At 41.3% G+C, this 12,902-nt stretch carries 15 protein-coding genes; all 15 read left to right on the top strand.

Annotated elements, in window-relative coordinates; genetic code table 11:
- Positions 1-52 precede the first annotated feature (52 nt).
- The 15 genes from HMPREF1521_RS03130 (at position 53) to recJ (ending at position 12,898) form a co-directional block, all read left to right on the top strand.
- Positions 53-1,480, top strand: coding sequence for an Rne/Rng family ribonuclease (locus HMPREF1521_RS03130; protein ID WP_038115669.1), 1,428 nt, complete (start codon positions 53-55; stop codon positions 1,478-1,480).
- 27 nt (positions 1,481-1,507) lie between these two features.
- Positions 1,508-2,074 carry a manganese efflux pump MntP family protein gene (locus tag HMPREF1521_RS03125; protein ID WP_038115667.1) on the top strand — a complete coding sequence of 189 codons (567 nt, stop codon included), beginning with the start codon at positions 1,508-1,510 and terminating at the stop codon, positions 2,072-2,074.
- A 201-nt stretch (positions 2,075-2,275) separates the two neighbouring features.
- Positions 2,276-2,587, top strand: coding sequence for a 50S ribosomal protein L21 (gene rplU, locus HMPREF1521_RS03120; RefSeq protein WP_038115663.1), 312 nt, complete (start codon positions 2,276-2,278; stop codon positions 2,585-2,587).
- A 2-nt stretch (positions 2,588-2,589) separates the two neighbouring features.
- Entirely contained in the window at positions 2,590-2,904 is a 315-nt protein-coding gene (locus HMPREF1521_RS03115; protein ID WP_038115659.1) for a ribosomal-processing cysteine protease Prp, read from the top strand.
- A 12-nt stretch (positions 2,905-2,916) separates the two neighbouring features.
- Complete coding sequence (gene rpmA, locus HMPREF1521_RS03110; protein ID WP_004696430.1) at positions 2,917-3,201, top strand: 50S ribosomal protein L27; 285 nt, start codon at positions 2,917-2,919, stop codon at positions 3,199-3,201.
- Positions 3,202-3,342: 141 nt separating this feature from the next.
- A complete protein-coding gene (locus tag HMPREF1521_RS03105; RefSeq protein ID WP_038115657.1) occupies positions 3,343-3,999 on the top strand; it encodes an ATP-binding cassette domain-containing protein in 657 nt (218 codons plus the stop codon).
- Positions 3,996-4,760 (top strand): iron export ABC transporter permease subunit FetB, encoded by a 765-nt coding sequence (fetB, locus tag HMPREF1521_RS03100; protein WP_038115655.1) that lies wholly within the window; start codon positions 3,996-3,998, stop codon positions 4,758-4,760. Before HMPREF1521_RS03105 ends, fetB begins: the two co-directional genes overlap by 4 nt.
- A 295-nt stretch (positions 4,761-5,055) precedes the next feature.
- Positions 5,056-6,078, top strand: a complete 1,023-nt coding sequence (locus HMPREF1521_RS03095) for an iron ABC transporter permease (protein WP_038115654.1) — start codon at positions 5,056-5,058, stop codon at positions 6,076-6,078.
- A gap of 1 nt (position 6,079) precedes the next feature.
- Positions 6,080-7,000 carry an iron ABC transporter permease gene (locus HMPREF1521_RS03090; RefSeq protein WP_232203173.1) on the top strand — a complete coding sequence of 307 codons (921 nt, stop codon included), beginning with the start codon at positions 6,080-6,082 and terminating at the stop codon, positions 6,998-7,000.
- Positions 6,957-7,079 (top strand): iron chelate uptake ABC transporter family permease subunit, encoded by a 123-nt coding sequence (locus tag HMPREF1521_RS09100; protein WP_232203172.1) that lies wholly within the window; start codon positions 6,957-6,959, stop codon positions 7,077-7,079. The genes HMPREF1521_RS03090 and HMPREF1521_RS09100 overlap by 44 nt, the downstream gene beginning before the upstream one ends.
- Before the next feature lie 14 nt (positions 7,080-7,093).
- Positions 7,094-7,585, top strand: coding sequence for an ABC transporter ATP-binding protein (locus tag HMPREF1521_RS09095; protein WP_232203171.1), 492 nt, complete (start codon positions 7,094-7,096; stop codon positions 7,583-7,585).
- Positions 7,548-7,904 carry an ABC transporter ATP-binding protein gene (locus HMPREF1521_RS09090; protein ID WP_232203170.1) on the top strand — a complete coding sequence of 119 codons (357 nt, stop codon included), beginning with the start codon at positions 7,548-7,550 and terminating at the stop codon, positions 7,902-7,904. Before HMPREF1521_RS09095 ends, HMPREF1521_RS09090 begins: the two co-directional genes overlap by 38 nt.
- A 1-nt stretch (position 7,905) precedes the next feature.
- Positions 7,906-8,994, top strand: a complete 1,089-nt coding sequence (locus HMPREF1521_RS03080) for an ABC transporter substrate-binding protein (protein ID WP_038115652.1) — start codon at positions 7,906-7,908, stop codon at positions 8,992-8,994.
- Between the two features lie 308 nt (positions 8,995-9,302).
- Positions 9,303-10,721, top strand: coding sequence for a [FeFe] hydrogenase H-cluster radical SAM maturase HydG (gene hydG / locus HMPREF1521_RS03075; RefSeq protein ID WP_038115650.1), 1,419 nt, complete (start codon positions 9,303-9,305; stop codon positions 10,719-10,721).
- A 194-nt stretch (positions 10,722-10,915) separates the two neighbouring features.
- Complete coding sequence (gene recJ / locus HMPREF1521_RS03070) at positions 10,916-12,898, top strand: single-stranded-DNA-specific exonuclease RecJ (RefSeq protein ID WP_038115647.1); 1,983 nt, start codon at positions 10,916-10,918, stop codon at positions 12,896-12,898.
- The last annotated feature ends 4 nt before the right edge of the window (positions 12,899-12,902 follow it).

The following is a 12,902-nucleotide window of genomic DNA, read 5'->3' as shown; positions in this document are numbered from 1 at the left end:
ATCATGGTTTGAAAAAACATAATCGTAATGACAATAGGAAAGGAGGGATAAGATGCATAAAATTCTGGTTAATGTGATGCGTGAAGAGGTGCGTATGGCCGTTGTGGACGAAGAGGGGCGGCTGGTAGACTTTGCATTGGAACGTTTCGATGAAACTCATATAGCAAATCACATGTACAAGGGAACCGTAAAAAATGTATTGCCCGGCATGCAGGCCGCTTTTATTGACATCGGCGGCTCTCAGAATGCATATCTGAATCTGCAGCAGGGGAAGGAACAGAAGATCTTACCTCGATTGTCCGTGGGACAGCAGGTCCTGGTACAAGTGGTGAAGGAAGAAATGCTCGGCAAAGGTGCACGTGTTACGGCCGATGTGAGCCTTGCAGGCCGCTTTATGGTGCTGTTGCCATATTCGGAAGGCATGCATATTTCAAAGAAAATCACCGATGAAACCGTGCGCAGTCAATTACAGGAACTGGCGAAGCCCTATGTGCAGGAAGGCTGCGGATTTATCATCCGTACGGCGGCGGCTAAGGCGAGTGCCGAGGAAATTGCCCGTGATATGGACTACTTATGGCGCACATGGCAGCACGTATTAAAGCGTTTTAAAGTTGCCAAGAGCGGTACGGATCTGTACAGCGATGCGGACTTTTGGTTCCGCCTCGTGCGGGATTACGCCCATCGCAATGTAGAGGAAATCATCGTCGACTCCGATATGGCCGAATCTCGCTTGACAGATTTACTGGGACATGGTCCGACGTCACAATCCATAAAGGTTACACGTCATCGGGACAGCACGCCTATTTTCAAGGCAAATCACATTGAACCTCAATTGGAAAATCTTATCTCTCGCGATATCGATTTGCCGTCCGGCGGCTCTATCCGTATCGATCACACGGAGGCCCTTACCGTGTTCGACGTGAACTCCGCACATTATACGGGCCGGTCCGATAAGCTGGAGGATCTGGCTTTCACAGTGAATAAAGAGGCGGCGAAAGAAATCTGCCGGCAATTGCGCCTGCGGGATATCGGCGGCATTATTGTAGTCGATTTTATCGATATGAAGGATAAAGAGCACCAGCAGGAATTATTAAATCTCTTGGCATCGCAGGCTAAACTGGACAAGATGAAGACCGTTGTGTGCGGCATCAGTTCGTTAGGGCTTGTTGAGATGACGCGGAAGCGGGCCCGTCAGGGGTTACAGACCCTGATGTTTGATACGTGCCCTCAGTGCGGCGGAACCGGATATATGTTGTCCGGACGCACTGTATATATGCAGATCATTCGGCGTATACGGGAACTGTTTAAATCGGGCCGCATTAGGACCGATTTAGAAATCGAAGTTCACCCGGAAGTGGCACAATATTTGTCAAAGCATGTTTTGGCAGATCTCGGTGAGTCTATAGGCCGCAAGATTTCCGTTGTGGTGAACCCTAATATCAGTCGCGAAGGGTATTCGTTGATGGCCGTGTCCGAGTAAGTAGGTAGTTTATTAATAGGTGGTAGTGTGTCGTTAATTGAAATCGTATTAATCAGCATAGGTCTTGCGATGGATGCTTTTGGCGTGTCCATCGGAAAGGGGTTGACTATCCCCGTCGGATCTAATGGTCGTAAAATTACATTAGCCTTTTTATTTGGTCTCTTTCAGTTTATTATGCCTGTTATCGGGTGGCTTATCGGTCGCCAGTTCATAGATATAATTTCTGATTGGGATCATTGGATTATCTTCGGCCTTCTCGGTTATTTAGGCATCGCCATGATTCGCGACGGTTTGAGCGATGAGCATGATGACGATGATAAACCGTTTCTCGGTGTATGGGAAATGCTCATGCTTTCCGTCGCTACGAGCCTCGATGCGATGGCGGTAGGGCTTACATTCGCATTTTTGCCTATCAACGTATGGGAAGCTTCGGCCATTATAGGGCTGATTACATTTGGAATCTCCTTAATCGGTATATACCTGGGGAAATTTATGGGCCGCTTTGTGGGTAAATATGCGGGCATTCTCGGAGGCGGTGTATTGATCCTCATCGGGACTAAGATTTTATTACAGCATTTGGGCCTTATCGGTTGATGTGAACGAGTCTATCTGTGAAAGTATCAAATACAGCGGAATAACCTTGATTTACGTTTGACAACAGGGTGGAAACAAGGTATACTGTATCAGTATTAGTTCGGTTTTCTGAACTTTGCAATCCGCATGAAGCAGGTTCAAACGCCCGGCTCCGGGTCGGGATACCTTATTCAGCGAGTTCGATAACAAGGAGGTGTTCTCATGTACGCAATTATTAAAACCGGTGGTAAGCAATATCGCGTTGCTGAAGGCGATGTAATTACTATCGAAAAATTGGAAGCAGCTGCTAACGATTCCGTTACATTCGAAGAAGTTTTGACTGTAGTGAATGACGGTGACGTTAAAGTTGGCGCTCCTCTTGTAAACGGTGCAAAGGTTACAGGTACGGTGCTTGAGCAAGGTAAAGGTAAAAAGATCTTAGTTTTCAAATACAAAGCTAAATCCAACTACCGTCGTCGCCAAGGCCATCGCCAACCGTTCACAAAAGTTCGTATTGAATCTATCCAAGCTTAATTATGGTTTCCATTGGGATCCAGCGGAACAGTGACGGTCAAGTAACTGGTTGTCACATGTCCGGTCATGCAGGATATGATGAGCATGGCTTCGATATTGTATGCGCCGCATTGTCCGCCTTATCGGCGACGGCGATGTTAGGTTTAACCCGCATTGCCAAGCAAGAAGGGGAGTATACCAATAGCGAAGGTCGATGTGATATGGTTCTCTCCGGTACGATTAACCGGAGTGGACAGGATATTTTGGAGACTATGATTCTCGGCTTCGAGGAAATCAGTCGTCAGTATCCGGAGTTTGTCCAAATACACGAAATATAGGAGGTGAACTTAATGTTTACTTTTGATTTGCAATTGTTCGCACATAAAAAAGGTGTGTCCAGTACTCGTAACGGTCGTGACAGTGAATCTAAACGCCTTGGTGTTAAATGCCATGACGGTTCCATCGTAAAGAGCGGTAACATCATCGTTCGTCAACGTGGTACTCACTTCCACCCTGGTACTAACGTAGGTATCGGTAAAGATGACACTTTATTCGCCCTTGTGCCTGGTAAAGTGGCTTTTGAACGTGCCGGTCGTTATAACCGTAAAGTTAGTGTATACCCTGTAGAAGCTTAATTTTACAAGATTATTAATCCCTAGTGGTTTCCACTAGGGATTTTTTGTTTATTATGGTGTAAGTTGTATTGGTATAATATAATATAGTTTAATGTGATTATTAAATATATCATAGAGTCTTGAAATATAATCGGAGGCATTATGGCACTATTAGAGTTATCTAATATATCTTATGTTGTAAAAGAAAAGTCTATTATCCGTGATGTATCTCTATCTGTAAATGAAGGAGAGTATCTCACTGTTGTAGGCCCTTCTGGTAGTGGTAAAAGCACGCTTTTAAAATTATGCAGTGATTTGATTAGTCCCACCTCAGGGCTTATTACTTATAATGGACGTGATTTAGCCACTATGGATCCTGAAAGTTATCGAAAAGAGGGTGGCTATTGCTTTCAAAGACCTTACTTATTTGCGAAAACGGTGCGTCGTAATATTTTCTTCCCTTATGATATTCGCGGTATGGAACCTGATATGATTCGTATCAAATATCTTTTCGATTTACTTCATATGCCTATTGAATATCTTGAGCGTCGTAATGATGAACTATCTGGTGGAGAAATGCAACGGATTTGTCTCATTCGAAGCCTTATTTTTGAACCTAAAGTATTACTTCTAGACGAGGTAACCTCTGCATTAGACTCTGTTAATACCGCTATCGTAGAACGAGTAATTGATGAGCTTCATAAAAATGGAATGACCATCATATCAATTACACATAGTGAGGAACAAAGTTTACGTTTGGCTAATCGCCGCATTACAATTGTAGATGGATCATTAGCTAAAGAGGAGGTATTACGATGAGTCAGTTTCACGCTATTTCAGCCACGTCATTATGCCTTGCATCCATATTAGTTATTATTAGCATGTTCATATCCTATCGGCAGGAGTTGAAGTTAGAGAAGGATATTTTTATAAGTGCTTTGCGGGCTACCATACAGTTATTTGCCATCGGTTTCATTCTAGCTTATATTTTTAGTACTGAAAGTCCTATATTCATAATCGGATTATTAGGTTTTATGGCTATTAATGCTGCCTATAATTCTTCTAAACGCGGCAAGGGAATACCTTATGCATTGTGGATTTCTTGGTTTGCCATAACCGTAGGTGCAAGCATTACCTTATTGATTTTGCTCCTAACAGGCGTGCTTAACTTTACTGCTTATCAAGTGATTCCTGTTGGAGGAATGATTATTAGTGGTGCTATGGTGGCGATTGGGCTTTGTTATCGCCAAATGCTATCAAATTTTGAGTTACGTCAACAAGAGGTAGAAATTAAACTAGCGTTAGGAAGTACACCTAAGCAAGCTTCAAAGGCCATCGTACGAGATGTTATAAAGACTGGATTGCAGCCAACTGTAGATAGTGCTAAGACATTAGGAATAGTGGCCTTGCCGGGAATGATGACAGGTCTTATTTTAGCGGGAATGCCTCCACTTGAAGCTGTAAAATATCAAATGATTGTGACATTTATGAGTTTATCTACCATATCGATTGCCTGCTTTATTACTTGTCAATTAGCGTATAGAACATTTTTTAATAGTCGAAATCAATTAAATAGGTAAACTTAGTATTTTAAATATATCTTTACAGTGCATCAAATTAGAATATCTACTCAAAACTTAGAGTGGTAACATTAAGGTTACTACTCTTTTTTTATTGTAAAAATGTTTATATATACTTATAGGAATGTAAAATGTTGGATATAATTCTGTATAGTTATAAAAGTTTACTTATATTGTTTTTAATATTGCATTATTGCTATAAATGATATTGAGACTTATTATTGAAAAAAGATAGAGCATTATTGATATAATGTATCAGTAAATTCTATAGTATTTTGTATTGTAAGGAGTTTTTATGAGTAATAATGATGTAGAAACAAGGGGAGGGCGTGCAGCTAGAAATACACTATTATGTATATTTGCCTTAGCGATTTTAATTGCTACATCTCTTGGGGCACTCTTTATTGGGATACGCTACATTAGCTTAGATGATATTATTCTATCCTTTACCAACTATGATCCTAATAGCATTGGACAGATGATCGTCCAAACATTGCGCTTACCACGTATGATAGCAGGTATCGTTGTAGGTATCAGCTTTGCCGTATCAGGTGCACTGATGCAAGGTGTTACCAATAATCCTATGGCGAGTCCATCTATTTTAGGGATTAATGCAGGTGCCAGTTTTGGTTTAGCTGTTGGGATGATTTTATTTCCTTATTTGACCATAAATGGAAGTATTCTGTTTTCCTTTGCTGGGGCTGCATTGGCAACACTATTTATTTTAGCACTTGCTAAACGTGTAGGTGGTAAAGCTACTCCTGTATATCTTGCTCTTGCTGGTACTGCTATTAGTGCTGTATTTGTAGCTGTTACACATATGCTTGTTGTGTACTTCCAAGTAGCACAAGAGTTAAGCTTCTGGACTGCAGGCGGTATTAGTGGCATTCGTATGGAACAAGTTTTATTGGTATTGCCTTGGACGCTTATTGGTATTTTTATCGCTATGTATGTATCTAAATCTGTTACGCTCTTAAGTTTTGGCGAAGAAGTAGCTGTTGGTCTTGGCAGTAATTTAAATCGTGTACGCGTATTATCTGGTTTGACTGTACTTATTCTTAGCGGTTCTGCTGTTGCTCTAGCCGGTCCGATCGGCTTTGTAGGTCTCGTTATTCCACATATAACACGTAAACTTGTGGGCATCGATTATCGTTTTGTAATTCCATTCTCTGCACTCTTTGGCGCAGTTCTCGTTATGATTGCTGACGTTGTAGCTCGTATCGTAAATCCTCCATTTGAAACACCATTAGGTGCCATTACTGCTCTTGTAGGTGTTCCATTCTTTATTTATTTAGCAAATCGTAAGGGAGAAAAATAAGATGAAAAAACGCTTTTTTACCTACTCTTTCGTTATGACACTCATATTGTTAGGTGCTATGTATGGACATCTTCATACAGGCTTTAGTGATATGTCTACATCTGATCTTATTCGCATTCTCTTTGGCGGTGGTAATGATGTAGAAAATCTCACAGTTTTTGATTTTCGTTTAGTTCGTACTATCTTGGCTGTATTTATTGGTATGGGCCTTGCTATGTCTGGTGCAATTTTCCAAACTATATCTCGTAATGAATTGGCTAGCCCAAGCTTGTTAGGCGTAAATGCTGGTGCTGGTTTAGGTGTAGTTCTTTTAGTATATTTTGCAGGTTCTACAACTGCGTGGGGGATTTGGACATTACCAACTGTTGCGGTAGCTGGTGCTGTTGTGTCAGCGCTTTTAATTTATTTTCTATCTTGTCGCGGTCGTGATATTGTTTCGCCATATCGTTTAATCTTAACAGGTATTTCTATGAGTGCAGGATTCCATGAATTACAAGTCTTACTCGTAACGCGTTTGGACCCTAATAAATTTTATTTAGTTAATACTTGGACAATCGGTACTATTTCGGGTAATACCTGGGAACATGTATGGGTACTTGCTCCAGTGGTTGTCTTATTATCTCTTATTCTCTATGCTCGCTATATGGAACTAAATCTGCTGAGTTTAGCAGATGAAACCGCAATAGGTCTTGGTGTACATATAAATCGCTCTAGATTCGTATACCTAATTATTGCAGTTCTTTTATCTGGGTTCTGTGTAGCTATCGGTGGCAGTATAGGTTTTGTAGGGCTTATTTCCCCTCACATTGCACGTCGTTTAGTCGGTGCTGATTCATGCCTATTTCTTGCCCTTAACAGGTCTAATTGGAGCTGTTTTAGTGGTCACTGCCGACTGGATTGGTCGAGCCATTATTGCACCTGACGAAATCCTTTTAGGAATTATTGTAGCCTTGATCGGGGCACCATACTTCTTGTATATTTTAGCGAAAACAAAAGCGTAAAAGGGGAGATATAAATGAAATTAGAAGTTAAAAACCTAACTACTGGTTACGGTGATACAAAAATTATAGAGAACTTAAATCTTACGATTCCAGAAGGTAAGGTAACAGCATTAATTGGTGCTAATGGTTGTGGTAAATCCACTTTACTAAAAACTATTTGTCGTATTATTCGACCAATGGATGGCGATGTCTTGCTAGATGGTAAATCTATCAATTCTTATGGTAGTAAAGAGCTAGCAAAAAAGGTTGCTATTTTGCCTCAAAATCCAACGGCACCTGGTGAAATTACAGTGCGTGAACTTGTTATGTACGGTCGTGCACCGCATCAAGGCAGCTTATTTGCCCGTACTACAAAAGAGGATAAAGAAATTGTAGAGTGGGCTTTGAAGGAGACTGAATTACTTCAGTTTGCAGATCGTGGTATTACAAATATGTCTGGGGGGGCAACGGCAACGCGTATGGATTGCCATGGCTATCGCTCAAAATACAGACATTCTATTCCTTGATGAGCCTACGAGCTTCCTTGATGTATCTCACCAGATGGATGTATTACATCTAGTAGAGCATTTGAATAAAGCTTATAATAAAACGATTGTCATGGTTATTCACGAACTTAATGAAGCAGCTCGTTTTGCCGATTATTTAGTAGCTATGAAGAATGGAAAAATCCAGTATGAAGGTACATCTCATGATATTTTCCATTATGAAATGCTAAAGGATGTATTCGGTGTAGACTCCACAATTATGAATGATCCTAAGACTGATCGTCCGTTCTGCATTCCTTATTCTATGAAGAATTGTGGACATACGGCACGTGAGGTGTAGTATGAAGCGTTTGTTATTTTCAGGTCTTTTAGGGGCTTGTGTGCTCATGGGAATTGCAGGATGTGGTTCACAGGAAAATGGTATGACCCATGAGGCCATCTATGCTAATCTTGATGATAAGGTAAAAACAGCTCTTGAACGGTCAAATGATCCAAAGGACATTGACAAAGAGTTTAAGAAACGATTAACCGCTATCCAAAAGGCAGCAGATAAAATCGTTACTGTTGAAGGAGATAAGATTATTGTCACTCATAAGCTCGGGACAACAGTTATGCCCAAAGAACATAAACGTATCGTGGTTGTTCGGACAGAAGATCCTATGATTGCATTAGATGAATCTTTTATAGGGGCAAATTATAATGAAAACAGCTATTTATATAAAGAGTTAAAAGATCGTAATATTGAAAATTTCAGTATTAATGATGAAACAAAGACTATCAACTATGAGCAGATTCAGGCTTTAAAACCGGATTTGATTATTATGCGTGACTCTTATGGTAAAGCGGCATATAATGCACTTTCTAAAATTGCTCCAACTATTTCTGTCAACGTAAATAAGGAAGAAGTTGCACTACTAACTATTGCTAAAGCACTTGGCGTTCCTGAAAAAGGGGAAGCTCGTTTGAAAGAGTATTATTCACAGGCGAAGAAAACACGGATAGCTTTATCTGAGCATATGCAAGGGGAAACGGTAGCTTTCTTACGAATTTTAAATAAAGAAATTCGTTTATATCCATATATGAAAAGTGATATGAACGTCTTTATGGCTGAATTGCTTAATATTAAGCCACCTGATATGGTATTGGAAACAGAACTTAATCCTACTAATAACGCGATTTCTCTAGAACGATTACCCGATCTTGATGCAGGCTACTTAATTGTTTCTGCTGGTTATGGTGCTTCTAGTGCTAATAATCAAGGTATAGCAGACCAACGATTGGCAAATCTTAAAAAAGATGAGTTGTGGAAAAAATTGCCTGCTGTAAAAGCTGATCATGTATTGCAAGTGGATAGTACTTTGTGGATGGCTCATGGTATTATTGCGAAAGAACGTGCTATGAAAAACCTGTATGATACATGGGGGAAATAGGACTAAATACATTTGTAATATATAGTTAGTAATATTATGTAAGGGTTTATCTAGTGTAAAAATACATACATACATTTTAGTCATGTTCGATATAGATAATCGATATAGATTAGAAACTCCCATGATATAAAGGTTGATTCCTCTTATGAGGCGGCAACCTTTTTTTGTGCGAAATTCCAATGCATTTTAGTAGGAATAGTGGTATACTATGTAAAGTATCAGTGAAATACCAGAGAACTGGTTGTCATATACTTTCATAAACCTAAAGAGGGGTGGCGTGACCACTGGAAAGATTTGAGGTAAGTACTATGTATGATGTAAAATCTCCAAAGGCGGAGGAATTTATTTCCCATCAGGAAATTCTTGATACTCTTGCTTATGCAGAGAAAAATAAGGAAAATCGGGAGTTGTTGGATGAGATTTTAGCAAAGGCTGCAACGTTCAAGGGGTTAAACCATCGAGAAGCAGCGGTGCTGTTAGAATGTCCTTTACCTGAATATAAGGAAAAGCTGTTTGCTTTAGCTAAAGAGATTAAGAAAACCATTTATGGGGATCGTATCGTTCTGTTTGCTCCACTGTATTTGTCCAACTATTGTATCAATGGCTGCGTTTATTGTCCGTACCATTCTAAAAATCGCGACATTAAACGAAAAAAATTGACGCAGGAACAGATTAAGGAAGAGGTTATCGCCTTAGAAGCGATGGGGCATAAACGTATCGTTATCGAGTCCGGTGAAGACCCTCTCAATAATCCTCTCGAATATATTCTGGAATCCATTAAAACCATTTACAGCATTAAGAATAAAAATGGTGAGATTCGTCGGGTTAATGTCAATATTGCGGCGTGCTCCGTAGAGGATTATAAAAAATTGCATGATGTCGGCATCGGGACATATACATTGTTCCAAGAGACATACAATAAGGAGAACTATGAAGCGCTACATCCTACAGGCCCTAAAAGTGACTACGCCTACCATACGGAGGCGATGGACCGCGCTATGCAGGGCGGAATCGATGATGTAGGCATCGGTGTTCTTTACGGTTTGGAGCATTATAAATACGATTTTGTAGGACTCTTGATGCATGCGGAGCATTTGGAAGCGGTATTCGGGGTAGGTCCACATACAATTTCAGTGCCTCGTATTTGCCCGGCGGATGATATCGATGTAGATGATTTCAGCAATGCCGTGCCGGATGATATTTTTGAAAAAATCGTCGCTCTCATTCGCGTATCTACGCCGTATACGGGCATGATCATGTCCACGCGGGAAACGCAGGAAATGCGTGAACGGGGATTGGCGTTGGGCATCTCGCAAATCAGCGGCGGATCCCGTACCAGTGTAGGCGGATACAAAGAAGAAGAAAAACCGGAGGATAACTCCGCCCAATTCGATCGTAGTGATACGCGTACATTGGATGAAATCGTGGATTGGCTTCTGGATCTCGGCTATGTGCCTAGTTTCTGTACAGCATGTTATCGTGCTGGTCGTACAGGGGACCGCTTTATGGCATTGGCTAAATCCGGACAAATTCATAATTGTTGTCAGCCGAATGCGTTGATGACGTTGAATGAATACATTATGGATTATGGTAATGAAAAGACTAAGGCTCACGGGGCAAAGGTTATTGAAAGCCAGTTGGAAAATATTAAGAATGATTTAGTTAAAGACAAAGCGAAAGCGTATATTGCGCAGATGAAGGATGGTGAACGGGACTTCCGGTTCTAAGTGGATCACTGATATAGAATCTCCTATTGATAATGGGAGATTCTTTTTTGTTGAGAAGAACTTAACCATTAATTGAGAATAAAATATATAAATTATTTTATTTTAAAGGCATTTTATTGTATAATAGATAATAATGATAATGATAATACGTTAAATCAGAGAATGATATTGATTATAAATTGTTGAGGCATGTGATGATTAGAAAGAAACGTTGGAGACTCTCGTCGGGGGATACAGAACAAGAGAATATCTTAATCCGTGAACTTGGTGTAAATCCTATCGTAGCAAAGCTAATGGTGAATCGTCACATCGATGTCAATGAAGGACGCCGTTTTTTAACGGGTAATTTAGCTGATTTATTGGATCCGTTTACGTTGAAGGATATGGATATCGCCGTTGCGTTGATCCAGAAGACGTTAGAGAACAATAAGCCCATCGTGATTTATGGTGATTACGATGTGGACGGCATTACGGCGACATCTCTGTTATATCGTTTTTTTGGGCGTTTACATGCCAATGTGAGTTATTATATACCGGAACGACAAAGTGAAGGTTATGGTTTAAATTTAGAGGCTCTTGAGCATCTCGTGGAGCAGGGAACGGCGCTTGTTATTACCGTTGACTGCGGTATCAGCTCATATGATATCGTGGAGGCCGTTCGCGACCGGCTCGATATAATTATTACGGATCATCATACGGCGCCGGATAGAATTCCTCGTGCCAAGGCGGTGATCAATCATAAGCAGAAGGATTGCCCTTATGCGGATAAGAATTTATCCGGCGTAGGTGTGGCTTTTAAATTATGTCAGGCCTTATGGCTCACGCAGCATGGCGAATGGTATCTGGATGATCTCGACATCGTGGCTCTGGGAACCGTTGCCGATGTGGTGCCTCTTGTCGGGGAAAATCGGGTCATCGTGAAAGCCGGTCTTGAGAAGATGAATGAGCATCCTAATCTGGGCATTCATAAACTCATTGATGTGGCGGGGTTGCATGAAAAAAATATCACGTCCGGTCATATCGGTTTTACGTTGGCACCGCGTTTAAATGCAGCGGGACGTGTCACACACGCCACACGCGCCGTAGAATTATTGGTGACTGATGATAGCGACGTGGCCGAAGCGATTGCAGAGGAATTAAATGAGACGAATCGGGAACGGCAAGAGTTGGAGCGTAATATTTATGAACAGGCTCGTATCGACGTGTTGAATCAAGGCCATGAGGCTGATTATGTAACCGTCGTAGCCGGTGAGGCGTGGCATCCGGGCGTGATAGGAATTGTGGCTTCCCGATTGGTGGAGGAATTTTACAAGCCTACATTGGTCATCAGCATTCATGACGGTGTAGGAAAGGGGTCCTGCCGCAGTATTGACGGTTTTAATATTTACGATGCGTTGAAATCCTGCGAGGATATACTCATTCAGTTCGGCGGTCATGCGGCTGCCGCGGGGTTCAGCATCGATGCGAATCGCATCGATGAATTGCGCAGTCGTCTGACGGAATACTGTAAGCGTACGATAGATGATGACGAATATGTTCCGGTTGTCTCCATTGATGCGGAACTGCCTGTGGATGACATCGATGTGGACATCATAGACAGCATATCCGCGTTGGAACCGTACGGAATGGCGAACAGCACACCTGTTTTTGCCGTTATGGAAGCCGTTGTACAGGATATTATGCTTATGGGGCAACTGAAGACTCACTGCAAAGTGATTTTGGAGACCTCCAGGGGTACTTTGGATGCCATTGCCTGGAATCGACCTGAATTATTTAAATTGATATTTGTAGGGACAAAGGTGAAAGTAGCCTTTTCACTGCAGAAAAATGAATGGCAAGGTACCGTGTCCCCGCAACTTATGATTCAGGATATAGAACCGATCACGGAGGAACCTATCAGCCTGACCGCCGAAGGCCTGCGTCAAATGTACGTTATCGTGAAGCATTCCATGCGCGGGAACAGCCAATCTGTTTATCATGTGGAACAGGCTATTTTACGCCGTAAGCCGGCAGAACAGAATAATCGCAGTGCCTTGGCCTCTTTAGATGTATTTAAAGAACTCGGCATTATTAAGGAATATACAAGTGATGATGGTCAACTTATGTTGCGATGGAATACCGTCGAAGGAAAATTAGATCTTGTCACATCCGTAACATTTCTCACCTATAGTAGATAGGGGG

Source organism: Veillonella sp. AS16 (genome assembly GCF_000517785.1).
Taxonomy (GTDB): Bacteria; Bacillota; Negativicutes; order Veillonellales; family Veillonellaceae; genus Veillonella; species Veillonella denticariosi.
This window is presented reverse-complemented; position numbering and strand designations above follow the sequence as displayed.